The following is a 26,374-nucleotide window of genomic DNA, read 5'->3' as shown; positions in this document are numbered from 1 at the left end:
TATGGTGCAAGTCGTGTCGGGAAGGCAGGTGCGGATCGATGGACGAAACGGAAACATTGCCTCCGCCCGCCGATGACGAGCGGGACGTCGACATTTACGGCGAAGACGGTGCCGTCCGCTCGTCCTATCTCGCCCGTGTCGGCGCCGCCATTGCGGATCGTGATGTTCTGTTCCTGCGTTCCCATGTCGGCAAACTGCACCAGTCCGAACTGGGCCACGTTCTTGAAGCGCTGCAATCGGAGCAGCGCGCGGCCCTCGTTGAACTGCTTGGCGATGAATTCGATTTTGCCGCGCTGACCGAAGTCGACGAGGCCGTGCGCCTCGAAATCGTCGATGCCATGCCGAATCAGCAGATCGCTGAAGCGGTTCAGGACCTGGATTCCGACGATGCCGTCTACATCCTGGAAGATCTCGACCAGGAAGACCGCGACGAGATTCTGGCGCAGCTGCCGTTCACCGAGCGCGTGCGCCTGCGCCGTTCGCTCGGCTATCCGGAAGAAACCGCCGGACGCCGCATGCAGACGGAGTTCGTCGCCGTGCCGCCGTTCTGGACTGTCGGCCAGACCATCGACTACATGCGCAACAATGCCGACCTGCCGGAATCCTTCTCGCAGATTTTCGTCATCGATCCGATGTTCCGGCTGCTCGGTGCCATCGATCTCGACCGCATCCTGCGCGCCGGCCGCGACAGCAAGATCGACGAGATCATGCACGAGACGCGCCATGCCATTCCCGCGACGATGGATCAGGAAGAGGCGGCACAGATTTTCGAGCAGTATGACCTGCTGTCCGCCGCCGTTGTCGACGAGAATGAACGGCTTGTCGGCGTGCTGACCATCGAGAACATCGTCGACGTCATCCAGGAAGAGGCCGAGGAGGACATCATGCGCCTCGGCGGCGTCGGCGACGAAGAACTGTCCGACTCCGTCCTGTCCACCTCGCGCTCGCGCACGCCCTGGCTGGTCGTCAACCTGTTCACGGCGTTTCTCTCCGCCTCCATCATCGGGCTGTTTGACGGCACCATCCAGCAGATGGTGGCGCTGGCGGTGCTGATGCCCATCGTTGCTTCCATGGGCGGCAATGCGGCGACCCAGACCATGACCGTGCGCGCGCTGGCGACACGCGACATGGATATCTACAATGCGGGCCGCATCATCCGGCGCGAGGCCTCGGTCGGTTTGATCAACGGCATGGTGTTCGCCGTGTTGATCGGCATGGTTGCCGGCTTCTGGTTCCACAATGCCGAACTGGGCGGAATCATCGCCTCGGCCATGATCATCAACATGATGGCCGCTGCCCTCGGCGGTATTCTGATTCCCCTGCTGCTCGACAAGTTCGGGGCCGACCCCGCCATTTCGTCGGCTGTCTTTGTCACCACCGTGACCGATGTTGTCGGGTTTTTCTCGTTCCTGGGACTGGCAACCTGGTGGTTCGGACTGGCCTGACAGCTGATTTTCCGGCATTTGAGACTAACGTTCATTTATGCTAACAAAGGTACAATTGACTTTTACGTAATTGCGTGGCCAAACATCCATGTGAAATAGTAAGAAAAATCAGAGCAATGTCTGTCATGCGCGAATATTATTCTATTACTGAGCTGACGCGGGAGTTCGGCGTTTCCACCCGGACATTGCGCTTCTATGAGGACGAGGGGCTGATCCACCCCGTCCGTCGCGGGCGCACACGCCTGTTCCGGCCATCGGACCGGCATCTGCTCAAGCAGATCCTGCGCGGCAAGCGGCTCGGTTTTTCCATCGCGGAAATCCACGAGATCGTGCAGATGTACCGCGAGCCGCCGGGAGAAATGGGTCAACTGCACCTGTTGATGAAGCGCGTCGAGGAAAAGCGCGGCGACCTGCGCCAGAAGCGCCGTGACATCGAGGAAACCCTGGCTGAACTCGATCAGGTGGAAGAAGCCTGCATCGAACGGCTGGCGGAACTGGGCGTTAATACCTGAGAGCTGGTACTGTCCTTCTGCATGGTGCGTGGTTCGACAAGCTCACCATGAGGGAAGTGGGTTGGCTGCATGCCAATCGCGAACGTCGCGGAGTAAGGCTCCCTGCAACTCTCAACCTCCCTCATGGTGAGCTTGTCGAACCACGCTCACTGCAACTGCCGATGAAAATTTCGATCAGGGTTGCATCGCTTCCTGCGTGCACATGCCGGTGATGTCCTGTATCTGCGGGTCATTGTCCTGGTTGCGCTTGCCCGTATACACATCATCGAAAATCTTCTGCGTCTCCAGCTGACCCACCGTGCAGGTGCAAAAGCGTTCGCAGAATGCCTTGTCATTATCCACCGAACAACTGCGGGTGCATTCCCGGTCGAAAACCTCGTGCGGTGTTGATGTAGCGGGCGGAAACACCTGTGCGATCAGGAAAACGCAGCTGATCAGCACCGGCTGATGGATCAGATAGAACGCCAGGCTGTGCTGGCCGATGAACCGCAATCCCCGGTCGAGCCAGCCCGGACGGACGGTTCCGGCGAAAATGCGCATCCGGTCGAGGTGCAGCAATGTCTTGGCGAGGGCCATACCCGCCAGGACCGGGCCGAACCACGGGAAAATGGGCACGTAATCATTGGAACGGATGGGCATTTCCGACAGGCCGAGCGGCCAGAGCGCCGGTGCGTCGAATGCAGCGGAGGTCAGGTAATGCGGCGCGGCGATAACGGCCGCGGCTGCGACGGCGATGACAATGGCGGGAAGGCGCAGAAACAACAGGCCGAGCACGCTGGCGGCGGCAATCTCATGCAGGATGCCAAAGAACACAAAACTGTCCGGTGTGATGTACCGGGTGACGAGGGTGATGGCGAGGGATGCCGCAACGATCTGCGCCAGGCGGATGCCGAAAGAGCGCCAGCGGATACCGTTGCGATGGGCCAGCACGAGGCTGAAACCGACAAGCACCAGAAAGGTCGAGGCAATAATGCGGGCATAGAGTTTCCACGCGCCGTGGCCTGTCGTGCCCGGCTCCATGTAGCCGAAAAACTCGAAATCCCAGCCCGTGTGATAGGTCGCCATGGCAATGAGCGCGATACCACGCAGCACATCAAGCCTGCCGAGACGGGATTTGGCGGGCGGGGCAAGCGTCTCGGTCTGGCTCATGCGGGAATCTCGATGATTGCAACTCCTGACAGGCTAGGGGAGTTGCAACACAAAATCCATGTGTTTCCGGCACGCATCACGGCTGATATTTCGCACTTGTTTCAAAGGTTTCTGCGAAACAGACATATAATGTCGCTTGATTGACTGCTATCCATGGTTTCGCGCTCCAATGTCAGGGGGCGCTCGAATCAGCATTTCCCCGATAGCCAAGCCAGTGATCAATCAAGTTCGCCATCCCATCTGGATCAGCACGGCCAAACGTCCGACAGCACGGGTGTTTGCGATCCTTTTCGGCATCGAGTCGATGGCCCGGGCGATCATCACCAGCGTGGTGCCGATCCAGACCTACGACCTGCTGCAGAGTGAACGCAGCGTCAGCATCCTCTACACCTGCATGTCGATGCTGGGGCTGATGGTCACCCTGTCGATTCCGTTGCTGATCGTCCGCATCCCGCGCCGCTGGGTCTATACGGCGGGCGCCACCTCGCTGATCCTGGGGTGCTGCGCCTTTGCACTCGACACGGTGCCGGGGCAGGCGGCGGGGCTGTTCCTGCGAACCTTCGGAGCGGGCGCGCTGTCCATCACGCTCAGCCTCTACATCATGGACCATATCAAGCGGGGCGAGCTCGTTCGCGCCGAGTCCGTGCGCATGGCGACGGCGACCTTTGCCTGGACGGCCGGGCCGTTCCTCGGCGTCTTTCTCTACAGCACCATCGGCATGATCGCGCCGTTCCTGTTGTCGATCGGCTTTTCCCTGCTGCTTCTCACGCTGTTCTGGTACTTTCGCCTCAGCGACAATCCCGCCCTGCAGAAGGGCCCGAGCCGGGCCGCCAATCCGATTGCCAATGTCCGGCGGTTTGTCGCGCAGCCACGGCTGCGGCTGGCATGGCTCATCGCTTTTTCGCGGTCGTGCTACTGGAGCACGTTCTTCGTCTACGGGCCGATCCTGATGGTGGCGACGGGCCAAGGCAAGCTGGCGGGCGGCCTGCTCGTCTCCCTCGGCAACCTCTTCCTGCTGGGATCGATCCTGTGGGGCAAGGTCGGCATGGCCAAGGGGCTGATGCGGACGATATCAGGCGTTTTCATCCTTCTGGCCATTGCGCTGGCCGGCGCCGGGCTGGCGGGTGAGAAATTTCCGATGATCGCGGCACTCATGCTGCTCGCCGGAGCGTTTTTCTGCGTTGCGCTGGATACGCTGGCTTCGACCACCTTCATTCGCGCGGTTCACCCGCACGAGCGGGCGCAGATGACCTCGGTCTACCGGACCTATCTCGATTTTTCCGAGCTTCTGCCGGCGTTTTTCTATTCGATCATCCTGACATTCTTCAGCCTTGGCGCGATCTTCATCGCCCTGGGCACGCTGATGGTCTTTACCGCTGTCGTCGTCTGGCGCTATCTGCCGCGCGGCCTATGAATCCGCATTGGCATTGTTGCGCATGAGCGCGTCGCGGGCATTGGAGAAGAACTGACGGCGCAACAGCACCACCGCCACAAGGCTCGTCGTGATCATGAACAGCAGCGGATCGAGAAACCATCCGAGATAGCCGATGGAAAAGAAGATGCCGCGCAGTCCGCTGTTGAAGTGCTGGCCGGCCAGGATGTTGATCTCCGCCGCCCGATTGACGCTGAAAATGACCTGCGGATCATCCGGCGCCTTGTCGCGCGCCATGGGCACGCCGCCGATCAGGATCGAGCAGTAGTTGAACAGCCGGTAGGCCCAGGCGAATTTGAAAAAGGCATAGGCGAAGAGCACCAGCAGGCCGAGAACCTTGGTTTCAAACAGCCGCTCGGTCGTCTCGCCGAGAAACGGGATATCGTGGAACAGCGTGACCACCCGGCCGGATGAATTCAGCAGGCCGAAACAGCCGCCGATGGCCAGAATCGATGTTGACGCAAAAAAGCCGGTGCCCTGCTGCAGGCCGATCATGATGCTGGTGTCGATCATGCGCAGTTCGCGGCTCGACATGGTGGTCATCCATTGCCGCCGGGCGAGATTCATTTCCGATGTCAGCGAGCGCCGGTTGAGAAATCCCTTGTCCGTGGTGCGCGAATAGAGCACCCACACGCCAAAGAAATAGACGAGGGCCAGCGCATCGAGCCAGTAGGACATAAAGCGTGCGGGTTCCATGCGGGCTCTCTCGGTGTGAGACAAAGACGTGCACAAACACATGACTCAGTTTGCAGATTCACTCAACACGAATTTACCCCAATCGTAAACGGCGCAGCCTGCTGAAGCTTTCTTTAACATATTGAAATCATTGAAGTCATGCGGCTGGCACAACGCAGCCATGCGCCGCGCCGCCCTGATTTTGCCATCTTTGGCGTTGCGAAGGACGGCATGGACGGATATACCCGCGTTCCCAGGGAGGGAGCGTTTCGACAGAATCGTGTCCTTCCGAGAGCAACAGGGAAATACAAAATTCATGGACGATAGCGTTCAAAAGTCCTGCTGGGGCATCACCGCCTGGGCAGTTGTCGGTTTCGCAGTGATCATGCTGGTGACCTATCTCATCGCGATGCACTGATAAAAAACAGGCTCCAGTCCAGTTGAGCCGGAATAAATTTCTGATGGAGGGGTGCAGTGCGTCTGCACCCTTTTTCTTTGGTCCGGCATGTCGTAGAAACACAACGCTAGGTCGGTGGCTGGCTTCGGCTTATGCCTCGGAGCAGCCATTATAGCGCGATGCAATTTCACCATTTGAGGTAGCCGGATGTTCCTGTCGGTTTTCGATCTTTATAAAATCGGCATTGGTCCTTCGAGTTCCCATACGATGGGCCCGATGACCGCCGGCAGCCTGTTCCTCGAAGAGTTGAAGAACGGGCAATGGCCACGCCCGACCGGCGTGAAGGTGGATCGCCTGCGCGTGCATCTGCATGGATCGCTGGCGTTCACGGGCATTGGTCATGCGACGGACCGGGCGGTGATCCTTGGCCTCTGCGGCCTTCTGCCAGCGACGATCGATCCCAACCAGATGGATGCGCTGCTGGAGACAGTCAAACAGGAAAAACGTATTCGCCCCGAGGGGCATCCCGCCTACCGCTTCGATCCGGCAACCGATCTGATCATGGACCGCAGGACGCCGCTGCCGGGACATGCCAACGGGATGGCCTTCGAAGCCTATGATGCGGATGAACGCCTGCTTCTGCGCCGGATTTTCTATTCGATCGGCGGCGGCTTCGTCGTCACCGAGGAAGAGCTGGAAAGCGCAAAGACCCGCACTGCACCAAAACCCGAACATCCCGTGCCGTTCCCGTTCAAGAACGCGGCCCAGATGCTGGCCATGAGCGCGGAGAGCGGGCTTTCCATCGCGGAAATGAAACGCCGCAATGAAGAAGTCTTCATGAGCCGGGATGAGCTTAACGCCGGTCTTGATCGCATCTGGTCGGCCATGCGCTCCTGCATCGATCGCGGGCTGGAGCAGGAAGGCATCATGCCGGGCGGCCTCAAGGTCAAGCGCCGCGCCCGCTATCTGCATGACCGGCTGCAGGAGGAATGGCGGCAGAACCGCATGAACCCGCTGCTGGCCAATGATTGGCTCTCCGTCTACGCCATGGCGGTGAACGAGGAGAACGCTGCGGGCGGACGGGTCGTGACCGCGCCGACCAATGGCGCTGCGGGCGTGGTTCCCGCCGTGCTGCGCTACTACCTGCATTTTCATGACGATGCCGATGCCGAAGGCATTCGCGATTTTCTGCTGACATCGGCGGCCATTGGCGGCGTCATCAAGCACAATGCCTCGATATCAGGCGCGGAAGTCGGCTGTCAGGGCGAGGTGGGCTCTGCCTCGGCCATGGCAGCGGCCGGGCTCGCTGCCGTCATGGGCGGCAATGCAGCCCAGATCGAGAATGCCGCTGAAATTGCGCTCGAGCACCATCTCGGCATGACCTGCGACCCCGTGGCGGGTCTCGTCCAGGTTCCCTGCATCGAGCGCAATGCGCTGGGCGCGGTCAAGGCGGTGACGGCCGCATCCCTAGCGATCAAGGGAGACGGCACGCATTTCGTGCCGCTCGACGCCTGCATCGAAACCATGCGCCAGACCGGACGCGACATGAACGAGCGTTACAAGGAAACCAGCCTTGGCGGTCTTGCGGTCAATGTCGTGGAGTGCTGAGATTGATTGAATCGGCGCGTGCAATACCCGCACGCAGCCGAAAACACTTTCAATAAATCAGATACAGTCAAATCCCAAAAAGCTGCCATAGTTTTCCTCCCGCCCGATCAGCAATGTTTGGTTGGGCTGCATAAAGGTATTGGGAGGACACTACCTTGGCATCACGATTGAATGAAAATACGCCAGAGGACCGTCCGGAGGACGAGAATCTGGGGCTGGCGGCCAATATGGCCTATGGCTTTCAGCATGTTCTGACCATGTATGGCGGCATCATTGCCGTTCCGCTGATCCTTGGCCAGGCGGCAGGACTGTCGTCGAACGACATCGGCCTTTTGATCACCGCGTCGCTGTTTGCCGGCGGGCTGGCGACAATCCTGCAGACGATGGGCCTGCCCTTTTTCGGCTGCCGCCTGCCGCTCGTTCAGGGTGTGTCGTTTTCCGGCGTGGCGACCATGGTCGCCATCACGGGCAATGGCGGCATCGAGGCGGTGCTGGGCGCCGTCATGGTCGCCTCGTTCATCGGCCTGCTGATCACGCCGGTCTTTTCCAGGATTACCCGGTTTTTCCCGCCATTGGTCACCGGGATCGTCATCACCATCATCGGCTTGACCCTGATGCCGGTTGCCGCACGCTGGGCGATGGGCGGCAACAGCAAGGCGCCGGATTTCGGCAGCATGGCCAATATCGAGCTGGCAGCGGTGACCCTTGTTATCGTGCTTTTGCTCAGCAAGGTCGGCAGTGCCCGCATTTCACGGCTGTCGATCCTGCTGGCTATCGTCATCGGCACCCTGATTGCGCTGGCACTGGGCATGACCGACTTCTCCAAGGTGAGCGAAGGACCGTTCATCGCCCTGCCGACGATCTTTCAATGGGGTTATCCAACCTTCCAGGTAGCGGCGATCATTTCCATGTTCATCGTGATCATGGTCACGCTGGTCGAAACATCGGCGGATATCCTGGCCGTCGGTGAGATCATCGAGACCAAGGTGGACTCGCGCCGGCTCGGCGATGGTCTGCGCGCCGACATGCTGTCGAGCCTGATCGCGCCGGTGTTCGGCTCATTCACGCAGAGCGCCTTTGCCCAGAATGTCGGGCTGGTTGCGGTAACCGGGATCAAGAGCCGCTATGTGGTGGCGACGGGCGGCCTGTTCCTTGTCGTTCTGGGTTTGCTGCCGGTCATGGGACGCATCGTCGCGGCGGTGCCGAGTGCGGTCCTCGGCGGCGCTGGCCTCGTGCTCTTCGGAACCGTGGCTGCCAGCGGCATCCGCACGCTGTCCAAGGTCGACTATGCCAACAACATGAACCTCATCATCGTCGCGACGTCGCTCGGGTTCGGCATGATCCCGATTGCATCGCCGAATTTTTACGATCATTTCCCCACATGGTTCGCCACGATCTTCCATTCCGGCATCAGTTCGGCCGCGCTCATGGCGATTGCGCTGAACATCGTGTTCAACCATCTGACCGCGGGCAATTCGGACCAGCAGTCGGTCTTCGTCGCCGGTACCGAGCGGGTGCTGCGCTATCAGGACATCGCGCAGTTGCACGATGGAGACTATTTCCTCAATGGCAAGCTCTATGACGCGAAGGGCGTCGAGGTGCCGGTCGTTGCGGCGGACGTTCATGCCCCGGCGGTCAAACGGCAATCGGGCGGCGGGGCAGCCATACCCGCAACCGGTCACTGAGACTTTTGCCGGCGGGCGGCATCGCCATGCTTCCCGCCGGCGCTTTGTGGAGAACCCGCCGGTTTCGGTTGACCTTGCCGCCTGAAAGCGTCAAATCTCCTCCATGGCTCTCAATCTCGTCAAACTTTGTGTCGGCTGCACTGCGATCGAAGATCTCGCGGCGTGGATCGATTTTCGCCTGGATGAGCGCAGGCGTGCCGGCCTGTCGCCCGAACAGTTCCATACGACACGCATGGTTCCCAAGCGCGTCGAGGAATTGCTGGCCGGTGGATCGCTTTACTGGGTGATCAAGGGCAACATCCAATGCCGCCAGATACTGACGGACATTCGCACCTTCACCGATGACGAGGGGATTTCACGCTGCCATCTGGTGCTGGATCCGCGCATCATCGCGACGGAATGGCAGCCACGGCGGGCATTCCAGGGCTGGCGCTATCTGACAAGCGAGGATGCACCGGCGGATGAGGGGCAGGGCAAGGGCCGGGCCAAACTGCCGCCGGAACTGCGCAACGAACTGGCGTCGCTGGGGCTGCTCTAGACCCGAATCTTCAGGAAACCTTGAGGCGGACTGCGGTAACACCATTGTGACCGGCGGTGCGGATATGCAAGCGCACGGGAGGCATGGCCGCACGTCGGGTTCTCGCCGCCTGGCACAGCAGCACGTTCACCAGGTCCATCGTCTTGAACGCTGCGTTGCCGCGCCGCAGATCGGCAAGGCGCTGCGCCGCCTGCTGCAACGCGTGCATACCGCCAAAGAGCGACCGGGATTCCTTGCCGGCAGCACCGGCAGAACCATGGAAATCATTGACACTCGACATTCGCAAAACCCTCAACTCTGTACAAACTGGGTCTTTCAGATCACTGCCTTACGATTGGGGCGCAATTGCAAAGCAGTGGTAGTTTTGACGCTTCAGCGCGGTGCAGGCATTGTTTGCAGCCTTGGCTGAGGCAATGCCGGCAAAGCGGGCGCGGTAATAGGTTGCCGAACCCTTCTGGAATTTTTCGGTGTAGGGCGACAGGGTGGCAAGCGAGCCGCCGACTTCTGATGCGGCGCGGGCAAGGATCGCCTTGGCTTCGTCGGCACTGCCCATCGAGCCGATCTGCACCATCCAACCGCTGGCTGTACCCTTGTCCGAAGCTGAAGCTGTGGTGACCGGATCGACCTCTGCCTCATCGTCGGATTCGGTTGCCGCAGCGCGTGCGGTCGGAGTCGGAACGGTCAGGATCTGCGCGGCTGGCGACTGGGCCGGGGCGGAGGCATAGGCCGTCACGACATTGCTGGTTTTCGCAACAACTTCGGCACGCTGTGTCGGCATCGGCGCATCGTCGTCTTCGGGCAGTTCGACGGCCGCGACCTGAACCTTGCTGTTCTTGCGCGAGGCCAGCAGATTGCCGCCGTCACGGCGCGAGGCGCTGGGCAGGTACTGTTCGATCAGCTTGGCCATCTGCGCATCGCGGGCGCCGCCGCTGGTGCCGCCCATCACGACCGCAACCATCTTCTTGCCGTCGACATTCACCGACGAAACGAGGTTGAAGCCGGAATCGCGGGTGTAGCCGGTCTTGATGCCGTCGACGCCGCGTACCTTGCCAAGCAGGCGGTTGTGACCGGCGATGCGGCGGCCGCGATAGCTGAAGCTGCGGGTGGAGAAATAATCATAATATTGCGGAAAATGCTCGCGCAGGGCGATACCAAGCAGGGCAAGGTCGCGCGCCGACGAGCGCTGCTGCGGATTGGGCAGGCCCGAGGCGTTGCGGAATGTGGTGTTGCGCATGCCGAGCTGGCGCGCCTTGTTGGTCATCATCTGGGCAAAGCGCTGTTCCGAACCGCCGAGATATTCGCCGATGGCTGTCGCCGAGTCGTTGGCCGATTTGGTGATGACGGAGAGAATGGCTGCTTCCGCACTGATGGTCTGGCCGGGCTTGAAGCCGATCTTTGTCGGCGGCTGGCCGGCGGCGTAGGCGGAAACGGGAATGGGTGTCGACTTCGAGACCTTTCCGGCTTCCATCGCTTCAAACAGCATGTACAGCGTCATCATCTTGGTGAGGGACGCCGGAAAGCGCTGGGCATCGGCATTGGACGAGTAGAGCGTCTTGCCGGTGTTGGCATCCACCACGATGGCCGATGCCTTCGAGGATGCTTCTGCTCTGGGTGTCTGTGTCAGGCCTATTCCGGAAGCGAGCGCCAAAGCCAGGAATGTATGGGTAAGTCTGGTAAAAAGTCTGGAACCTTGGCGGGCTGGATAAAGCACAATCAACACCTGCTCATACTGAAGCGTATATGGAATTTGACTGACGTAATGTTGCGTCAGGTACGGATCGTCGAACATTACCCGCAACAGCGTTACTAAACTGTTTATGGTAACCGGAATGTTCACGAATTCCGCGGCATTGCGTTGTTTAAAATTGTCGGAAATTATTGCGATGCACAAAAAAATTGACTTTTTGTGCAGTGCACACTAAATACGGCTACGCAGAAATTTAATCCATGGAAGGATTTATCATGGCCAACCCATTCGAAACTCTGAGTGAATCCAGCAAGGAATTCGTCAACAACTCGATGAAGAGCGTTTCGGTCCTGTCGCAGGGTTTGCAGACAATCGCCAATGAAGCGGCTGAATATTCGAAGAAGTCCTTCGAAGACGGCACGGCACTTGTTGAAAAGCTCGGCACGACCAAGTCGGTCGAGCAGCTCTACGAGGCGCACACCGCATTCTCCAAGAAGGCCTATGAAGCCTTTGTTGCCCAGGCAACCAAGTTCGGCGAACTCTATGCCGACCTCGCCAAGGAAGCCTACAAGCCCTACGAGGCGGCAGTTGCCAAGGTTACCAAATAAATCCAGCCTTATTTGCGGCTTGCGAAAGGTCCGGTTGCGCGCGCAACCGGACTTTTTTTATTTGCACGCCCGAAAACGGGCCGAGTGATATTGCATGCTTTGTGAGAGGGCTTAAAATCAGCGCGTTGCGACCTACATAGGATACACAGGGCAACACATGACCACCAAATGCGGGTATTGGAAGAGATGAAGCGGTTTGCACCAACAATGCAAGATGAAGACAAAGGCAGCGGCAATGGCCCCGGCCGGGGAACGGCTGTCATCACACGTACCAAGCCTAAGCTGAAGAAGCCGAGTCTTTACCGGGTGTTGCTCCTGAATGACGATTACACCCCCATGGAATTCGTCATTCATGTTCTGGAACGCTTTTTCCAGAAAAACAAAGAAGATGCCACACGCATCATGCTTCATGTGCATAATCATGGAGTCGGAGAGTGCGGCGTCTTTACCTATGAGGTCGCGGAGTCCAAGATGACCCAAGTCATGGACTATGCGCGGCAAAACCAACATCCGCTACAATGCGTGATGGAGAAAAAGTGAGGTTTCATGCCATCTTTCTCACCTAGTCTGGAGCGGGCCCTCCATCAGGCGCTGACAATCGCGAACGAGCATCATCATGAATATGCGACGCTGGAGCATCTGCTCCTCGCGCTCATCGATGATCAGGACGCGAGCAGTGTCATGCGCGCCTGCAATGTTGACCTCGCACAGCTGACCCGCACGGTGACCGACTATGTCGATCACGAACTGGACAACCTTGTCACCGGGTATGACGAGGATTCAAAACCAACTGCCGCGTTTCAGCGCGTCATCCAGCGCGCCGTTATTCACGTTCAATCCTCCAACCGTGAAGAAGTTACCGGCGCCAACGTTCTCGTCGCTATTTTCGCCGAGCGGGAAAGCCATGCGGCGTTCTTCCTGCAGGAACAGCAGATGACCCGTTATGACGCGGTCAACTACATCTCCCATGGCATCTCGAAGCGCCCCGGCGCATCCGAGCCGCGCACCCCGCTGGGTACGGAGAGCAACAACGAAGAAAACCACGCTTCCGAGTCGGAAGAGGGTGCACCGAAGAAGAAGCAGGATGCCCTGACGGCCTACTGCAACAATCTGAACGACCGCGCGAAAGCCGGCAAGATCGATCCGCTGATCGGCCGTGATCAGGAAATCAACCGGACGATCCAGATTCTGTGCCGCCGTTCCAAGAACAACCCGCTTTATGTCGGTGATCCCGGCGTGGGCAAGACGGCCATCGCCGAAGGTCTTGCCAAGCGGATTGTCGAAGGCAAGGTGCCGTCGGTCCTGGCCGACGCCACGGTGTTTTCGCTCGATATGGGCACATTGCTGGCCGGAACACGCTATCGCGGTGATTTCGAAGAGCGTCTGAAGCAGGTCATCAAGGAGCTCGAAGAGTTTCCGGGTGCGATCCTGTTCATCGACGAGATTCACACGATCATCGGTGCGGGAGCCACGTCGGGCGGCGCAATGGATGCGTCGAACCTCCTGAAGCCGGCCCTGTCGTCCGGTGCCATCCGCTGCATCGGCTCGACGACGTACAAGGAATTCCGCCAGTTCTTCGAGAAGGACAGGGCGCTTGTCCGGCGGTTCCAGAAGATCGATGTCAATGAGCCGTCCATCCCGGATGCCATCGAGATCATGAAGGGCCTTCGCCCGTATTTCGAGGACTTCCACAAGGTCAAGTACACGGTGGAAGCGATCAAATCGGCGGTGGAACTGTCGGCACGCTATATCAACGACCGCAAATTGCCCGACAAGGCAATCGATGTGATCGACGAGACAGGTGCCAGCCAGATGCTGCTGCCGGAAGGAAAGCGCAAGAAGTCCATCGGCGTGAAGGAAATCGAGGCAACCATTGCCACGATGGCCCGCATCCCGCCGAAGACGGTTTCCAAGGATGACGAAGCGGTTCTGTCCAATCTCGAGGCCGAACTGAAGCGCGTCGTTTACGGCCAGGACCTTGCAATCGAAGCTCTGTCCTCCTCGATCAAGCTGGCCCGTGCCGGCCTGCGCGAACCGGAGAAGCCGATCGGCTCCTACCTGTTCTCGGGTCCGACCGGCGTGGGCAAGACCGAAGTTGCCAAGCAGCTGGCGCTGTCGCTCGGCGTGGAACTCCTGCGTTTCGACATGTCGGAATATATGGAGCGTCACACGGTTTCGCGTCTGCTCGGTGCACCTCCCGGCTATGTCGGTTTCGACCAGGGCGGTCTTCTGACCGATGGCGTCGATCAGCATCCGCATTGCGTGCTGCTGCTCGATGAAATCGAAAAGGCCCATCCGGATCTGTTCAACATCCTGTTGCAGGTCATGGATCACGGCAAGCTGACGGATCACAACGGCAAGCAGATCGATTTCCGCAATGTCATCCTGATCATGACAACCAATGCGGGTGCTTCCGATGCCGCACGTTCGGCCATCGGCTTCGGCTCCTCGCGTCGTGAAGGCGATGACATGGAAGCGATCAACCGGCTGTTCACGCCGGAGTTCCGCAACCGTCTCGATGCCATCATTCCGTTCGGTCCCCTGCCGATCCCGGTTATCCATCAGGTGGTCCAGAAATTCGTCATCCAGCTTGAGGCACAGCTTGCCGACCGCGGCGTGACGTTTGATCTGAAGCCTGAGGCAATCGCCTGGCTGGCCGAAAAGGGTTACGACGACCGTATGGGCGCCCGTCCGCTCGGCCGCGTCATTCAGGAGCACATCAAGAAGCCGCTGGCGGACGAAGTGCTGTTTGGCAGGCTGAAGAAGGGCGGTACCGTTGTCGTCTCGGTTGCCGAGAAGGCCGATGGTTCCAAGGGGCTCGTGCTTGACTATATCGCCGACGAAGTGGCGGTGAAGCCGAAGCAGGAAATCGCCGTCGAGAAAAAACCGGTGGCGAAGAAGAAGCCTGCGCCGAAGAAGCCGATACTTGAAAAAGTGACGGCCGGTCCTTCCATCGCCGACGAGCCAACGCCGCCATCGCGCGGCAAGGCATCGGTGCCCAAGGTGCCGCGCAAGAAGTAACGAAAAGGCCGCCTCCGGGCGGCCTTTTTCTTGCTGGCATGGCAGGATCGGGCTATCGGTTGAATCATGGGCGATTCCGAATTTCCTTCATCACAGACGCCGGCAGACGACACCGTGAAAACGCGGTTCTCATGGTTTCTGTCCGGCATGGCGATGATCTTCAGCATCCCGGCCTTCATTCTGATGACGGCGCATGTGGGCTTTGCCGGTTTTGCCAGCGAGAATGGCGTATCCCTGCTGCAGGCAACCTTCATGGTCGCGACGATCTGGGCGCTTCCGGCCAATATCGTCCTGATCGGCGCAATTTCCGGCGGTTATTCGCTCATAGGAGCGGCGGTTGCGGTCACCCTGTCGTCGATCCGTCTCATGCCGATGGTCGCCGCCTTCATCCCGGAAATGCGCGGGCCGAAGACGCGCAGGATCACGCTGCTTTTGCTGTCGCATTTCATTGCCGTCACCGCCTGGGTCATGGGCATGGAGCGCTTCCGCCACATTCCGCGCGATATGCGCGTCAGCTATTTCGCCGGGCTCGGCATCACGCTGACCGTGACCAATTCGCTCGTGGTGGCACTGGTCTATTTTCTGTCGACGGATTTTCCGCCGATTGTTTTCGCCGCGCTGTTCTTCCTGACGCCGATGTATTTCCTGACGTCGCTGTGGGGATCGGCGCGCGACCGGTCGGTCCATGTGGCCATGGTATCGGGCCTCGCGTTGTTCCCGCTCATTCATCACCTGGCACCGGCCTATGATCTGCTGCTGACGGGCTTTGCCGGCGGCGCGGTGACGATGGGCTATGTACGGTGGGCGAGGGGGCGCGCAGCATGACCTGGCACAGCCTGACCGACTGGTGGTGGCCCTATCTCTTCATCCTGCTGGCGGGCTGGCTGCCCACGGATATCTGGCGCTATCTGGGTGTTCTCATCGGCGGCCGCGTGCGCGAGGATTCCGATGCGCTCATCGCGGTGCGTGCCGTTGCAACGGCGCTCGTCGCGGGTGTCATCGCCCAGCTCATTCTTTATCCCAGCGGGGCGCTGGCCGAGTCCTCGGTGTTCCTGCGCATTGGTGCCGCCGCTGTCGGGTTTCTGGCCTATCTGCGCCTGGGCCGCCATGTGATTGTCAGTGTGATCGCGGCGGAGATCGCCTTGATAATAGGGCTTTTTCTCAATTTTTAGCTTTGATTAAGCCAATCGCTTAACGGGATAAACATCCCCGCTCTCTAGGTTTGCCGGAGTACTCGTGCGGGGAGTTCAGATGAGGTCGAAGAGTCAGACCCTTTGGAAAGCATTGGTTGTTGCCGGAATACTGCTGATCGACGCGGTGTGGATTGCCGTGTCTGACTTCCGGTTCGACACTTTCAGTGCCTTGAAAGCGGTCGTCCTGACAGGCCTCTGCAGCATCGTGGCTTATATCTATCATGCAAAGCGGCCGGTGCGTCATCTGAGTGTGATGTGCGTTGAAACGGCGATTCTCATGGCATTCAGCGCTGCCGCGGCGGTGTTGAGCTATCTGGTGACATCGCTTGATTTCCCCTCCGTTGACGCGCCGCTTATGCGCCTTGACGCTCTGCTTGGCTTCGACTGGCTCGCCTATGCGCAATATGTTGGCGATCACCCGTGGCTGGGTCTGTTGTTCTCGATTACCTATCTGACGACGTTGGCTCAAGTCGCCTGTGCCGTCATCATCCTCGGCGTGATGGAAGATGCGAAAAGGGCGCAGCACTTCGTTGCAGCTGTCATGGCGGGCGCCCTTGCGTGCATCCTGATTTCGGCGGTTCTGCCTTCAGCCGGAGCATTGGCGACAATCAAACCTGCCGATGCCATATGGAAAATACACAGGCCGGTGGTGGATCTCGCCTATAAGCAGACCTTCTTTGATCTTCGTTCCGGCGTTGATCAGTGGATTTCGTTCTACTCCATGAAAGGACTGATCGCATTTCCGTCCTATCACGGGACCCTCTCGATCCTGCTGGTGCTGGCTTTTTCCGGTGTCCGGTTCTGGTTTCTGCCGATCCTGATATTGAACACCATTATCCTGATCGCCACGCCGATCGAGGGAGGACATCATCTCGTCGATGTCATCGCAGGCGTCGGCGTGGCTCTGATATGCTGGTACGGTACCGGCCTGTTTTACAAGTCGGGCCGCGCTGTCGCCGCCAGAACGATCTCACGTCCTGCCATGGCGACAGCCTAAGCGGCCTGTGCGAGCGCCTGTCTGATTTTGTCAGCGTTGGCGGCGAGCACGCCCTGATCTTCCATCTGACCCGTATGAGGCTTCAGTGCAACGCCCTCGAATCGCGGAATGATGTGGAAATGCAGGTGGAAAACCGTCTGGCCCGAGGCCGGTTCGTTGAACTGGCTGACCGTCACGCCATCCGCGTCAAAGGCCGTCTTGACGGCGCGCGCAAGCTTCTGCGTCGTGGCAATGGCCGCCGCGAGGCTGGCCGGTGCGGCATCGAGGATGTTGCGCGAGGGCTGCTTGGGTATGACCAGGCAGTGGCCCTTGCCCTGCGGCATCACATCCATGAAGGCATAGGTGTCGGCATCCTCGTAGAGCTTGTGGGACGGAATCTCGCCGCGCAGGATTTTTGCGAACACATTGTTGTCGTCATAGGTCTGGCTCATGGGGCACCCGTCTTTCCTGAATGATGAATCGGATGTTTGCCATGTGTTGCCGCAAGGTCAAGCGTGCCCGGGCAAATGGTGTGTTCAGCAGTCGGATTTCTTGAAGGGGGCGTGTTCGTTCAGCACGTCGCTCATCATCGCAACGTCATTGCGCTCGTGCTCAAGAAAACCGGCGACGGCGCGGCGCAGACCCTCATGCGCGATATAGTGGACAGAATGGGTGGTGACCGGCAGATAGCCACGCGCCAGCTTGTGCTCGCCCTGGGCGCCTGCCTCGACCACACGCAGTTTGCGTTCAATGGCAAAATCGATGGCCTGATGATAGCAGACCTCGAAATGCAGGAACCGGTGGTCCTCGATGCAGCCCCAGTGGCGGCCAAAAAGCCGGTCGGAACCGATGAAATTGATGGCTCCGGCGATGTAGCGGCCGCCGCGCCGCGCCATCATCAGGACGATGTCGCCGGGCATGCGCTCGCCGATCAACCGGTAGAATTCCCGGTTGAGATAGGGGCGACCCCATTTGCGGTTGCCGGTGTCCGTATAGAAGGTGAAGAAGTCGTCCCAGACCGGTTTGGTCAGGTCGCTGCCGGTGAGGCGGTCGATCACGATGCCATCGGCCAGCGCTTCGCGCCGTTCGCGCTTCAGGGCCTTGCGTTTGCGCGCGGCAAGACTGTCGAGAAAATCATCATAGGTTGCATAGCCTTCGTTGAAGAAGTGAAACTGCTGATCGATGCGATGCAGGAAACCGGCTTCGTTGAATGCCGGCAGATCGTCTGTATTCACAAAGGTCGAATGCGCGGATGAAACCCCGAGCTGTCCCGTGAGCTGCCGCAGGCCGTTGGCAAGCGCGGCCCGGACCGCCGGACCGTCCCAGTCCCGATGCACAAGCAGGCGAGGGCCCGTTGCGGGCGTGAAGGGAATGCTGGCCTGCAATTTGGGATAATAGCGCCCGCCAGACCGTTCGAAGGCGTCGGCCCAGCCATGGTCGAAGACATATTCGCCCTGGCTATGGCCCTTCAGATAGCACGGCACCGCGCCGATGACTGTCCCTGTGGCATCCTCGAGGCGCAGGAACTGCGGCAGCCAGCCGGACTTGCGGTCGACGCAGCCGGAATCCTCAAGGGCGGAGAGAAAGGCGTGCGAAAGAAACGGATTGTAGCCGGGCGCGCCGCTCGACGTTCCCGAGAGCTGCGACCATTCCTCCGGCGTAAACGCGCCGATTCCATCGCCGACGCGCAAGGTAAACTCGCCCTGATCAAGATTTGACATTGCTGAACTTGGTTTCCTGACGTTGCCGGCAGGATGAAAGTCGCCTCGCTGCCTCTGATTAAACTAGGTATTCCACCCGGCGATACAAGAGGCAGCGCGGCATGACCGCCGTGTTTCAAACAGAGCGCGGATCAAAGCCCTCGAACGTGATCTGATCCACATGCGCATCGCTCGTGGCCTTGTCAGCGGGGCTGCGCACCGTCCACGAAATGACCGGCAGGCCGAGCCTGCCCTTCACGAAGCCGACAAAGCGGTTTTCCAGATGATGGACATTGTAGGAGACGAAATCGATGTTATGGGCGAGCATGGCGAAATGCGCCTCCAGAGCGCTGTCATCGAGCCCCTCCGCCGTGAGCCCGGCCGGAATCCCCGGAGCGTCCCTGCCGAACAGCCGGATGAGGTGATGGTCGAACGACATGATGGCGGCATTGCCCTCATACCCGGCCAGATCCCCGGCGACTGCCTTGACGAGACCATCGTCCCTTCCCGGAATACCCTTCAATTCGATGACGATCGGCACGCGGCCGGCAATGAGCTTGAGCGCTTCTGCGAGTGTCGGCACGTGGTCCTTTGTGCCGCCGACCCGCAACGCGGCGGCGTCGGCCACCGTGACATCATGAATGTTGCCGGGCTTTGCAACCAGACGATCCAACGTGCCGTCGTGAAACACCAGAGCCTTGCCATCGGCAGAGAGGTGCACATCGCATTCGATGGCAAAGCCGGCACTTGCCGCCGCATCAAAGGCTGAAAGCGTATTCTCCCAGCGGGATTTGTTGAGATCATGCAATCCGCGATGGGCAATGGGCGTCTTTGTCAGCCATTCCAGTGATGCCATGATCAGCGGACCTCGATGATCGCTTCGATTTCAACCGGCGCATTCAACGGCAGCGCCGCTGTACCCACGGCGGAACGAGCATGGCGGCCCTTGTCGCCCAGCACGGCCACGAGCAGGTCGGATGCACCATTGGCGACGAGGTGCTGTTCGGTGAAATCCTTGGAGGAGGCGACAAACACCGTGATTTTCACGATACGCTCGATCTTCTCGAGATCGCCGAGCGCGGCCTTTGCCTGGGCAAGGATATTGATGGCGCAGGCCTTTGCCGCTTCCTGGCCCTGCGCCAGATCGACATCAATACCGAGCAAACCGGTATGGACCAGCTTGCCCCCGGCCAGCGGCAATTGCCCCGAGGTGAGAAGCAGCGAGCCGCTGCGTGCGAAGGGCACATAGTTTGCGGCCGGAGCGGCGGCAACGGGCAGGGTAATTCCAAGGTCGTTTAGACGGCTGTCGATGGTGCTGGTCATTGGGTTTCTCATCCTTCTCATGCGGAATCGCAAGTGATTGTGAATGAAGTTGCGATTTTTGCCTCGCTTCCGCCAAGAGTTTTTTTAATATGGCCATTCGAAAACTGGAGAATCTTGTCAATGCGTCTATTCCCCGTCCTCGTTTTCAGCCTGAGTGCCCTTGGTCTTTCCGGATCGTCGATGGCTCTCGCCGCTGGAACAGCGACTCTCGTACCACACCGCGCCATTTATGATCTCAAGCTGGATAATGCGCAGGAAAGCAGTGGTATCACGGGGCTGACAGGCCGCATGGTATACGAATTCAATGGTTCGGATTGTGAAGGTTACACGACAAATTTTCGCTTTGTGACGCGCGTCGACATGGAAGAACAGCCTCAAAGGGTGACCGACCAGCAGACCACCACGTTCGAGTCCGGTGACGGCGCCAAATTCCGTTTCGTCAACAAGACATTTGTCGACCAGAGCCTGACCAAGGAAGTGCGCGGCGATGCGCTTCTGGACAAGGACAAGACGGAAATCTCCCTTACCAAGCCGGAAGCGAACAAGGAAAATCTCGAACTTTCACAGTTCCCGACACGTCACATGCAGGAACTGATCGAGAAGGCGATCGCCGGGGATGTGTTCTACCAGACAAAGCTGTTCGACGGCTCCGAGGATGCCGACAAGGTCATGGCGACGACGGTGGTCATCGGCAAGCCCGCTTCCGGTGATTCCGATGACGAGACGAAGAAGATGGGCGCGCTCGAGAAGGAAAACACCTGGCCGGTTTCCATCGCCTATTTTGACGATACGGACAAATCGGAAGGGCTGCCGAGCTACCGCATCAATTTCAAACTCTATCGCAATGGCGTGACCCGTGATCTCAAGATGGACTACGGCGATTTCTCCATGACCGGCAAGCTCGTCAATCTGGAGCTTTTCGATGCGCCGAAGTGCACGAAGTAGGCTTATGCTGCCTGACTTATATCCAGCCGGACGGTGAGTCCGGCATCTCGGGCGATATTGATCAGTGTATCCAGGCTGAAATGCGTGATCCGGCCGCGCAGAAGATCATTCAGGCGCGGTTGCGATAATCCGAGACGCTGCGCGGCCTCGACTTGCGTGAGCTTCCAGCTTTTCACCTGCTGCTCGATCGCAATCATCAGGCTGGATCGCATGGACATGTTGGCGGCTTCCGCGGAATTGCGTTCCAAGGCATCCCATACACTTGAGAAACTCTGTCGCTTCATCATTTTATCTCCAGAAGTCTTTGTAGCCGTAGGGCAGCTATGTTCAGGTCTTTGCTTGCTGTTTTCTGCGTCTTCTTCTGAAATGCATGCAAAACATAAACGACGTCCGCCAAGGCGGAGATATAGATAATCCTGAAAGCCCCCTGGCTATCCCGCACACGTATTTCACGTACGCCACTTCCGATGGCAGGCATCGGGCGCCAATCGGTTGGAGACAGGCCAAGTTGTAACTTGTGCAGTTGAACGCCAATCTCCTTGCGTATGGCCTCGGGGAAATCCCGGAGTGAAGCGAGTGAATTGCCGGCAAACTCCACACGTTTCATATTGATTGTCCATTATATCAGTTTTTGTATAAAGCGCACAAGAGTATAGCGGGCCGCCCGTAAGACGGACATTGAACGATGGTCGTAAGAGGGCTGGTGGAACCAAATGCAGCGAAAATCAGCCATGGCTCTTGCGTTTGCCGGTAATATCCATTAACAGCCGCTTCATTCCACACACGGGATTTGGGTTGATATCGGGAGAAATCCGATATGGCCTCCGGTGGCGGGTTTCCCGCCTCTTTCCTGTGGAGGTTAAACCGGAAAAGGAAAACTAAGAGATGGCATTGCCTGATTTCAGCATGCGTCAGCTCCTCGAAGCTGGCGTTCACTTCGGCCACCAGACACATCGCTGGAACCCGAAAATGGCACCATACATTTATGGTGACCGCAACAACATTCACATTCTCGATCTGGCCCAGACTGTTCCGCTGCTTCACCGTGCGCTGCAGAAGGTTTCCGACACCGTAGCCCGTGGCGGCCGCGTTCTGTTCGTCGGCACCAAGCGCCAGGCTTCGGACATCATTGCCGATGCGGCAACCCGTTCGGCCCAGTATTACGTCAATGCCCGCTGGCTCGGCGGCATGATGACCAACTGGAAGACGATCTCGAACTCCATTCAGCGTCTGCGCAAGCTGGACGAACTTCTTTCCGGCGAAGCACAGGGCTTCACCAAGAAGGAACGCCTGAACCTCGATCGTGAACGCGAAAAACTCAACCGCGCCCTCGGCGGTATCAAGAACATGGGTTCGATCCCGGACCTGATCTTCATCATCGATACCAACAAGGAAGCGATTGCCATTCAGGAAGCCAAGCGTCTCGGCATTCCGGTTGTAGCCGTTATCGACTCCAACTGCGATCCGGACCAGATCGACTTCCCGATCCCCGGCAACGACGACGCGTCGCGCGCCATTTCGCTCTATTGCGATCTGATTGCCAAGGCTGCCCTCGATGGCATCCTGCGTCAGCAGGGCTCGCTCGGCATCGATATCGGCGCCCAGGACGAAGCGCCTGTCGAACCAGCGCTCGAAGAGCCGGCACCGGCTCCTGCACAGGACGGTGAAGCCTCCGCTTGAGGCTTCATATACCCGTCGTAACGGGTGACTAAAAGCAATTGTATTGGCGCATGACGCGCCGCAAAGTTGGCATGCTGGTTTCCCCAGTATGCCTTCGCTTTGAGAAGAGGCGACATAATGAGCATTTCTGCATCACAGGTAAAAGAACTCCGCGAAATCAGCGGTGCCGGCATGATGGACTGCAAGGCAGCCCTGACCGAAACCAATGGCGACATGGAAGCTGCGATTGACTGGCTGCGTGCCAAGGGTATTTCCAAGGCCGACAAGAAGGCCGGCCGTACGGCTGCCGAAGGTCTCGTTGGCGTTGCAACCAACGGCAAGAAGTCGGTTATCGTTGAAGTCAACTCCGAAACGGACTTCGTTGCGCGCAACGACGCGTTCCAGGACATCGTTCGCAACGTTGCGACGGTCGCTCTTGGTAGCGATGGTTCCACGGCTGCCGTTGCTGCTGCGACCTATCCGGCAACCGGCAAGTCCGTTGTCGACACCATCAAGGATGCGGTTGGCACAATCGGCGAAAACCTGTCTTTCCGCCGTTCTGCAGCGCTCAGCGTTGGTGAAGGCGTTGTTGCAACCTACATTCACAATGCTGTTTCCGATGGTCTCGGCAAGCTCGGCGTTCTCGTTGCCATTGAAACCGCCGGCAATGCCGACGCTGCCAATGCATTCGGCCGCCAGGTGGCCATGCATGTTGCGGCAACCAACCCGCTGGCTTTGACCGCCGCTGAAGTCGATCCGGCTGCCGTTGAGCGTGAAAAGGCGGTTTTCACCGAATCTGCACGCCAGTCCGGCAAGCCAGACAACATCATCGAAAAGATGGTCGAAGGCCGTCTGCGCAAGTTCTATGAGGAAGTTGTTCTTCTCTCGCAGGCTTTCGTCATCAATCCCGACCTGACTGTCGAAGCCGCTCTGAAAGATGCGGAAAAGGCAATCGGCGCACCGGCCAAGATCACGGCATTTGCCCGTTTTGCTCTGGGCGAGGGCATCGAGAAGGAAGAGACCGATTTCGCAGCGGAAGTTGCAGCAGCTGTGAAGAAGTAATTTCACAACTGACGAAATCAGAGGGCATCGCGTGACAACGCGGTGCCCTTGGTGTATCCGGGCTTCGAATATCTGAAATGCACGACTCTGCGGGAGGTCTTATGGTTGGTACGGCTGTCTATAAACGCGTTCTACTGAAAGCCTCCGGTGAAGCCCTCATGGGCGATCAGGGTTTCGGTATCGACGTTGCGGTTGCCGACCGTATTGCCAGTGATATTGCCGAAGCGCGGGCGCTCGGCGTTGAAGTCGGGGTGGTGATTGGCGGCGGCAATATCTTTCGCGGCGTCGCTGTCGCGTCCAAGGGCGGCGACCGGGTCACCGGCGACCACATGGGCATGCTTGCCACGGTGATCAATTCACTGGCCTTGCGCACCTCCCTCGTCAAAATCGGCATAGACACCGTCGTCCTTTCCGCCATTGCCATGCCTGAATTGTGCGAGACGTTCTCGCAGAGACAGGCGACAGCCTACATGGACATGGGGAAGGTCGTGATTTTTGCCGGCGGCACGGGCAATCCATTCTTTACGACAGATTCGGCCGCAGCGTTGCGCGCAGCCGAAGTGGGTGCCGATGCCCTGTTCAAGGGCACGCAGGTTGACGGCGTTTACACCGCCGACCCCAAAAAGGACCCCAGCGCCGTCCGCTTTGAGCGACTTACCCACAAGGAGATGCTCGATCGCGGCCTTACGGTGATGGATACAACAGCTGTGGCCCTTGCGCGCGAGAACAATATCCCAATAATTGTCTATTCAATCCACGAAAAGGGTGGTTTTGCCGAAATTCTGCAGGGCAGAGGACGCGCGACAATCGTTTCCGACGATTGACCCGCCAACCTCGCAGGGGCTGACCAGAATAACGGAAAGAATATAGGAGCGTTGAATATGAGTGATGCACTCGATTTGAATGACCTGAAGCGCCGTATGGATGGTGCCGTGCAGGCATTGAAACATGACCTCAATGGCCTGCGGACAGGCCGTGCGTCGGCGAGTTTGCTGGAGCCGATCACCGTCGAGGCCTATGGCTCACATATGCCGCTGAACCAGGTCGCCAACATCACCGTGCCCGAATCACGCATGCTTGCCGTCTCGGTCTGGGACAAGTCGATGGTTGGCAAGGTCGAGCGTGCCATTCGCGAGTCTGGTCTCGGCCTCAATCCGATCACCGACGGCAACAATCTGCGCATTCCCTTGCCGGAACTCAATGAGCAGCGCCGCAAGGAACTTGTCAAGATTGCCCATCAGTATGTGGAGCAGGCGAAAGTTGCCGCCCGCCATGTGCGCCGCGACGGCATGGACGAGTTGAAAAAGCTCGAAAAGGATGGCGCGATCAGTCAGGATGACAACCGCGTTCTTTCCGAAAAAGTACAGAAGCTGACGGACGAGACCATTGCCGAAATGGACAGGGTTGTTGCAGTCAAGCAAACGGAAATCATGCAGGTTTAGTCTGTTTTTAGCCCGTTAATACCACCGGAGGTTGAATGCCATGTCCAATCCGCGCCACATTGCCATCATCATGGATGGAAATGGCCGTTGGGCAAAAGCACGTGGCCTGCCACGCACCGCCGGTCACAAGGCGGGCGTCGACGCGCTGCGCGAGACCATTCGCGCCGCCGGCAAAATGGGCATTCCATACCTGACCCTGTTTGCGTTCTCATCGGAAAACTGGTCGCGCCCGCGATCCGAAGTGTCGGATCTGATGGGGCTGCTCAAGCTGTTCATCCGGCGCGATCTGGCTGATCTGCATCGCGAGAATGTGCGTGTGCGCATCATCGGCGAGCGGGAAGGCCTGGCGAAGGATATTCGCGCCCTCCTGACGGAAGCAGAAAGCCTGACCGAGAAGAACACGGCACTGACGCTGATCATTGCCTTCAACTACGGTTCGCGCAATGAAATCACCCGCGCGGTGAAGGCGCTGCTGTCCGACGTGGCGGCGGGTGTCCTGACGCAGGACGAGGTGACCGCCGAGGCTATCACCGAGCGGCTCGATACGGCGGGCATTCCGGATCCTGACATGATCATTCGCACCAGCGGCGAGATGCGGCTGTCGAACTTCCTGCTCTGGCAGGCGGCCTATTCGGAATTCATGTTCCTGCCGTGCTACTGGCCGGATTTCAAATCCACCCACCTGGCGGAAGCGATCGAAACCTTCCATATGCGCGAGCGGCGCTTTGGCGGCGTCAATCAGCAGGAAATAGCTCTGTGACGGCTTCGGGGCCATCCGCACCGGACAAGGGCACCGGCCGTCTCAGCAATCTGCATAAACGAACCCTCAGTGCCGTTGTCATGATTGCAATCGCCGTCGCCCTGACCTGGGTTGGCGGCGTGCCATTCGCGCTCATGGCCAGTGCCATCGGTTTGGGTGTCTTCTATGAATGGCATGCCATAACGCTCGATCGCTCCAGTCCGCTGACCCGCGGCGTTGCCTGGGCCTGCCTGATCGTGGTGCTTGGACTTTTGCTGCTGTCGCACAACGGATTGTTGATCATTGCCATATTGCTGGCAGGAGCCGCGCTGACAGCCTTGCTGGGCGGACGGCAATCCGGTTTGTGGCCGGCGATCGGTCTGCTCTATGCCGGATTTCCGGCCATCGCGCTGACGTTCGTGCGCGGCGACACGGGAGATGGCTTTGCCGCTGTTCTGTTCCTGTTTGCCGTCGTCTGGTCGACCGATATCTTTGCCTATTTCAACGGGCGGGCACTGGGCGGGCCAAAACTGGCTCCGCGTTTCTCGCCGAATAAAACCTGGTCTGGGGCCATTGGC

Annotated in this window: 29 protein-coding genes; 19 read left to right on the top strand and 10 right to left on the bottom strand. The window is 58.8% G+C overall.

Annotated elements, in window-relative coordinates:
- Positions 1–38: 38 nt before the first annotated feature.
- Positions 39–1,445 carry a magnesium transporter gene (gene mgtE / locus RDL77_RS15755; protein ID WP_288193666.1) on the top strand — a complete coding sequence of 469 codons (1,407 nt, stop codon included), beginning with the start codon at positions 39–41 and terminating at the stop codon, positions 1,443–1,445.
- 125 nt (positions 1,446–1,570) lie between these two features.
- Complete coding sequence (locus RDL77_RS15750) at positions 1,571–1,957, top strand: MerR family DNA-binding transcriptional regulator (protein WP_105733149.1); 387 nt, start codon at positions 1,571–1,573, stop codon at positions 1,955–1,957.
- 174 nt (positions 1,958–2,131) lie between these two features.
- Here RDL77_RS15750 and RDL77_RS15745 read toward each other — a convergent pair whose 3' ends face one another.
- Complete coding sequence (locus tag RDL77_RS15745) at positions 2,132–3,106, bottom strand: heparan-alpha-glucosaminide N-acetyltransferase (RefSeq protein WP_288193664.1); 975 nt, start codon at positions 3,104–3,106, stop codon at positions 2,132–2,134.
- Positions 3,107–3,320: 214 nt separating this feature from the next.
- On the opposite strand from RDL77_RS15745, the gene RDL77_RS15740 reads away from it, so the two are divergent.
- Positions 3,321–4,520 carry an MFS transporter gene (locus RDL77_RS15740; protein ID WP_223615049.1) on the top strand — a complete coding sequence of 400 codons (1,200 nt, stop codon included), beginning with the start codon at positions 3,321–3,323 and terminating at the stop codon, positions 4,518–4,520.
- Here RDL77_RS15740 and RDL77_RS15735 read toward each other — a convergent pair.
- A complete protein-coding gene (locus RDL77_RS15735) occupies positions 4,515–5,234 on the bottom strand; it encodes a DUF599 domain-containing protein (RefSeq protein ID WP_223615048.1) in 720 nt (239 codons plus the stop codon). The two genes, RDL77_RS15740 and RDL77_RS15735, sit on opposite strands and share 6 nt — an antisense overlap.
- Positions 5,235–5,817: 583 nt before the next feature.
- Here RDL77_RS15735 and RDL77_RS15730 point away from each other — a divergent pair.
- The 3 genes from RDL77_RS15730 to RDL77_RS15720 all read left to right on the top strand — a co-directional run bounded on the left by RDL77_RS15730 (position 5,818) and on the right by RDL77_RS15720 (position 9,441).
- A complete protein-coding gene (locus tag RDL77_RS15730; RefSeq protein WP_288193661.1) occupies positions 5,818–7,218 on the top strand; it encodes an L-serine ammonia-lyase in 1,401 nt (466 codons plus the stop codon).
- A gap of 155 nt (positions 7,219–7,373) precedes the next feature.
- Positions 7,374–8,903 carry a nucleobase:cation symporter-2 family protein gene (locus RDL77_RS15725; RefSeq protein ID WP_374042728.1) on the top strand — a complete coding sequence of 510 codons (1,530 nt, stop codon included), beginning with the start codon at positions 7,374–7,376 and terminating at the stop codon, positions 8,901–8,903.
- A gap of 103 nt (positions 8,904–9,006) precedes the next feature.
- Entirely contained in the window at positions 9,007–9,441 is a 435-nt protein-coding gene (locus tag RDL77_RS15720) for a DUF1489 family protein (protein WP_105732907.1), read from the top strand.
- A gap of 10 nt (positions 9,442–9,451) precedes the next feature.
- On the opposite strand, the gene RDL77_RS15715 is transcribed toward RDL77_RS15720, so the two are convergent.
- The gene (locus RDL77_RS15715; RefSeq protein ID WP_288193660.1) at positions 9,452–9,721 is read right to left on the bottom strand and encodes a hypothetical protein; all 270 of its coding nucleotides are present in this window, start codon (positions 9,719–9,721) and stop codon (positions 9,452–9,454) included.
- Between the two features lie 48 nt (positions 9,722–9,769).
- Positions 9,770–11,230, bottom strand: a complete 1,461-nt coding sequence (locus RDL77_RS15710) for an SPOR domain-containing protein (protein ID WP_374042727.1) — start codon at positions 11,228–11,230, stop codon at positions 9,770–9,772.
- 173 nt (positions 11,231–11,403) lie between these two features.
- Between RDL77_RS15710 and RDL77_RS15705 the strand changes: the two genes are divergently transcribed.
- The 6 genes from RDL77_RS15705 (at position 11,404) to RDL77_RS15680 (ending at position 16,947) form a co-directional block, all read left to right on the top strand.
- Complete coding sequence (locus tag RDL77_RS15705) at positions 11,404–11,736, top strand: phasin family protein (RefSeq protein ID WP_288193659.1); 333 nt, start codon at positions 11,404–11,406, stop codon at positions 11,734–11,736.
- A gap of 186 nt (positions 11,737–11,922) precedes the next feature.
- A complete protein-coding gene (clpS, locus tag RDL77_RS15700; RefSeq protein ID WP_105733146.1) occupies positions 11,923–12,276 on the top strand; it encodes an ATP-dependent Clp protease adapter ClpS in 354 nt (117 codons plus the stop codon).
- Positions 12,277–12,282: 6 nt separating this feature from the next.
- Positions 12,283–14,757, top strand: coding sequence for an ATP-dependent Clp protease ATP-binding subunit ClpA (clpA, locus tag RDL77_RS15695; protein ID WP_223615044.1), 2,475 nt, complete (start codon positions 12,283–12,285; stop codon positions 14,755–14,757).
- A gap of 66 nt (positions 14,758–14,823) precedes the next feature.
- Positions 14,824–15,582 (top strand): AzlC family ABC transporter permease, encoded by a 759-nt coding sequence (locus RDL77_RS15690; protein WP_374042726.1) that lies wholly within the window; start codon positions 14,824–14,826, stop codon positions 15,580–15,582.
- Positions 15,579–15,929, top strand: a complete 351-nt coding sequence (locus RDL77_RS15685; protein ID WP_288193658.1) for an AzlD domain-containing protein — start codon at positions 15,579–15,581, stop codon at positions 15,927–15,929. The genes RDL77_RS15690 and RDL77_RS15685 overlap by 4 nt, the downstream gene beginning before the upstream one ends.
- Positions 15,930–16,008: 79 nt before the next feature.
- A complete protein-coding gene (locus tag RDL77_RS15680; RefSeq protein ID WP_288193657.1) occupies positions 16,009–16,947 on the top strand; it encodes a phosphatase PAP2 family protein in 939 nt (312 codons plus the stop codon).
- Here RDL77_RS15680 and RDL77_RS15675 read toward each other — a convergent pair.
- The 4 genes from RDL77_RS15675 to RDL77_RS15660 all read right to left on the bottom strand — a co-directional run bounded on the left by RDL77_RS15675 (position 16,944) and on the right by RDL77_RS15660 (position 19,949).
- Complete coding sequence (locus tag RDL77_RS15675; protein WP_288193656.1) at positions 16,944–17,378, bottom strand: HIT family protein; 435 nt, start codon at positions 17,376–17,378, stop codon at positions 16,944–16,946. The two genes, RDL77_RS15680 and RDL77_RS15675, sit on opposite strands and share 4 nt — an antisense overlap.
- 84 nt (positions 17,379–17,462) lie before the next feature.
- Positions 17,463–18,647: a GNAT family N-acetyltransferase gene (locus RDL77_RS15670; protein WP_288193654.1), complete on the bottom strand. Its 1,185-nt coding sequence runs from the start codon at positions 18,645–18,647 to the stop codon at positions 17,463–17,465.
- Between the two features lie 115 nt (positions 18,648–18,762).
- Positions 18,763–19,482 carry a glycerophosphodiester phosphodiesterase gene (locus RDL77_RS15665; RefSeq protein WP_288193652.1) on the bottom strand — a complete coding sequence of 240 codons (720 nt, stop codon included), beginning with the start codon at positions 19,480–19,482 and terminating at the stop codon, positions 18,763–18,765.
- A 2-nt stretch (positions 19,483–19,484) separates the two neighbouring features.
- A complete protein-coding gene (locus RDL77_RS15660) occupies positions 19,485–19,949 on the bottom strand; it encodes a RidA family protein (protein ID WP_223615038.1) in 465 nt (154 codons plus the stop codon).
- 120 nt (positions 19,950–20,069) lie between these two features.
- Here RDL77_RS15660 and RDL77_RS15655 point away from each other — a divergent pair, with 120 nt between their 5' ends.
- The gene (locus RDL77_RS15655; protein ID WP_374042725.1) at positions 20,070–20,894 is read left to right on the top strand and encodes a cell envelope integrity EipB family protein; all 825 of its coding nucleotides are present in this window, start codon (positions 20,070–20,072) and stop codon (positions 20,892–20,894) included.
- Positions 20,895–20,896: 2 nt separating this feature from the next.
- Here the strand turns inward: RDL77_RS15655 and RDL77_RS15650 are convergent, their stop codons facing one another.
- Entirely contained in the window at positions 20,897–21,178 is a 282-nt protein-coding gene (locus RDL77_RS15650) for a helix-turn-helix domain-containing protein (protein ID WP_288193695.1), read from the bottom strand.
- Positions 21,178–21,501, bottom strand: coding sequence for a type II toxin-antitoxin system RelE/ParE family toxin (locus RDL77_RS15645; protein ID WP_288193649.1), 324 nt, complete (start codon positions 21,499–21,501; stop codon positions 21,178–21,180). The genes RDL77_RS15650 and RDL77_RS15645 overlap by 1 nt, the downstream gene beginning before the upstream one ends.
- 278 nt (positions 21,502–21,779) lie before the next feature.
- Here RDL77_RS15645 and rpsB point away from each other — a divergent pair, with 278 nt between their 5' ends.
- The 6 genes from rpsB to RDL77_RS15615 form a co-directional block, all read left to right on the top strand.
- Entirely contained in the window at positions 21,780–22,574 is a 795-nt protein-coding gene (gene rpsB, locus RDL77_RS15640) for a 30S ribosomal protein S2 (RefSeq protein WP_223615036.1), read from the top strand.
- Between the two features lie 117 nt (positions 22,575–22,691).
- On the top strand, positions 22,692–23,615 hold the full coding sequence (gene tsf, locus RDL77_RS15635; RefSeq protein ID WP_223615035.1) for a translation elongation factor Ts: 924 nt from the start codon (positions 22,692–22,694) through the stop codon (positions 23,613–23,615).
- Positions 23,616–23,716: 101 nt separating this feature from the next.
- Positions 23,717–24,439, top strand: a complete 723-nt coding sequence (gene pyrH, locus RDL77_RS15630; RefSeq protein WP_105732891.1) for a UMP kinase — start codon at positions 23,717–23,719, stop codon at positions 24,437–24,439.
- 57 nt (positions 24,440–24,496) lie between these two features.
- Positions 24,497–25,057, top strand: coding sequence for a ribosome recycling factor (gene frr / locus RDL77_RS15625; RefSeq protein ID WP_223615034.1), 561 nt, complete (start codon positions 24,497–24,499; stop codon positions 25,055–25,057).
- 40 nt (positions 25,058–25,097) lie between these two features.
- Entirely contained in the window at positions 25,098–25,817 is a 720-nt protein-coding gene (locus RDL77_RS15620) for an isoprenyl transferase (protein WP_288193645.1), read from the top strand.
- The coding region (locus RDL77_RS15615) for a phosphatidate cytidylyltransferase (protein WP_288193643.1) at positions 25,814–26,374 on the top strand (561 nt) is incomplete at its 3' end. The genes RDL77_RS15620 and RDL77_RS15615, both read left to right, overlap by 4 nt.

It is taken from the genome of uncultured Phyllobacterium sp. (assembly GCF_902479695.1).
Classification (GTDB): Bacteria; Pseudomonadota; Alphaproteobacteria; order Rhizobiales; family Rhizobiaceae; genus Phyllobacterium; species Phyllobacterium calauticae.
This window is presented reverse-complemented; position numbering and strand designations above follow the sequence as displayed.

Coding starts and splice junctions, on each gene's coding strand:
- RDL77_RS15665 (WP_288193652.1), bottom strand. CDS start 19,482: ATGGCATCACTGGAATGGCTGACAAAGACGCCCATTGCCCATCGCGGA.
- RDL77_RS15655 (WP_374042725.1), top strand. CDS start 20,070: ATGCGTCTATTCCCCGTCCTCGTTTTCAGCCTGAGTGCCCTTGGTCTT.
- frr (WP_223615034.1), top strand. CDS start 24,497: ATGAGTGATGCACTCGATTTGAATGACCTGAAGCGCCGTATGGATGGT.
- RDL77_RS15705 (WP_288193659.1), top strand. CDS start 11,404: ATGGCCAACCCATTCGAAACTCTGAGTGAATCCAGCAAGGAATTCGTC.
- pyrH (WP_105732891.1), top strand. CDS start 23,717: ATGGTTGGTACGGCTGTCTATAAACGCGTTCTACTGAAAGCCTCCGGT.
- mgtE (WP_288193666.1), top strand. CDS start 39: ATGGACGAAACGGAAACATTGCCTCCGCCCGCCGATGACGAGCGGGAC.
- RDL77_RS15745 (WP_288193664.1), bottom strand. CDS start 3,106: ATGAGCCAGACCGAGACGCTTGCCCCGCCCGCCAAATCCCGTCTCGGC.
- tsf (WP_223615035.1), top strand. CDS start 22,692: ATGAGCATTTCTGCATCACAGGTAAAAGAACTCCGCGAAATCAGCGGT.
- RDL77_RS15720 (WP_105732907.1), top strand. CDS start 9,007: ATGGCTCTCAATCTCGTCAAACTTTGTGTCGGCTGCACTGCGATCGAA.
- RDL77_RS15645 (WP_288193649.1), bottom strand. CDS start 21,501: ATGAAACGTGTGGAGTTTGCCGGCAATTCACTCGCTTCACTCCGGGAT.
- RDL77_RS15650 (WP_288193695.1), bottom strand. CDS start 21,178: ATGAAGCGACAGAGTTTCTCAAGTGTATGGGATGCCTTGGAACGCAAT.
- RDL77_RS15710 (WP_374042727.1), bottom strand. CDS start 11,230: ATGTTCGACGATCCGTACCTGACGCAACATTACGTCAGTCAAATTCCA.
- RDL77_RS15675 (WP_288193656.1), bottom strand. CDS start 17,378: ATGAGCCAGACCTATGACGACAACAATGTGTTCGCAAAAATCCTGCGC.
- RDL77_RS15750 (WP_105733149.1), top strand. CDS start 1,571: ATGCGCGAATATTATTCTATTACTGAGCTGACGCGGGAGTTCGGCGTT.
- RDL77_RS15680 (WP_288193657.1), top strand. CDS start 16,009: ATGAGGTCGAAGAGTCAGACCCTTTGGAAAGCATTGGTTGTTGCCGGA.
- RDL77_RS15670 (WP_288193654.1), bottom strand. CDS start 18,647: ATGTCAAATCTTGATCAGGGCGAGTTTACCTTGCGCGTCGGCGATGGA.
- RDL77_RS15685 (WP_288193658.1), top strand. CDS start 15,579: ATGACCTGGCACAGCCTGACCGACTGGTGGTGGCCCTATCTCTTCATC.
- RDL77_RS15715 (WP_288193660.1), bottom strand. CDS start 9,721: ATGTCGAGTGTCAATGATTTCCATGGTTCTGCCGGTGCTGCCGGCAAG.
- rpsB (WP_223615036.1), top strand. CDS start 21,780: ATGGCATTGCCTGATTTCAGCATGCGTCAGCTCCTCGAAGCTGGCGTT.
- RDL77_RS15660 (WP_223615038.1), bottom strand. CDS start 19,949: ATGACCAGCACCATCGACAGCCGTCTAAACGACCTTGGAATTACCCTG.
- clpA (WP_223615044.1), top strand. CDS start 12,283: ATGCCATCTTTCTCACCTAGTCTGGAGCGGGCCCTCCATCAGGCGCTG.
- RDL77_RS15690 (WP_374042726.1), top strand. CDS start 14,824: ATGGGCGATTCCGAATTTCCTTCATCACAGACGCCGGCAGACGACACC.
- clpS (WP_105733146.1), top strand. CDS start 11,923: ATGAAGCGGTTTGCACCAACAATGCAAGATGAAGACAAAGGCAGCGGC.
- RDL77_RS15620 (WP_288193645.1), top strand. CDS start 25,098: ATGTCCAATCCGCGCCACATTGCCATCATCATGGATGGAAATGGCCGT.
- RDL77_RS15735 (WP_223615048.1), bottom strand. CDS start 5,234: ATGGAACCCGCACGCTTTATGTCCTACTGGCTCGATGCGCTGGCCCTC.
- RDL77_RS15730 (WP_288193661.1), top strand. CDS start 5,818: ATGTTCCTGTCGGTTTTCGATCTTTATAAAATCGGCATTGGTCCTTCG.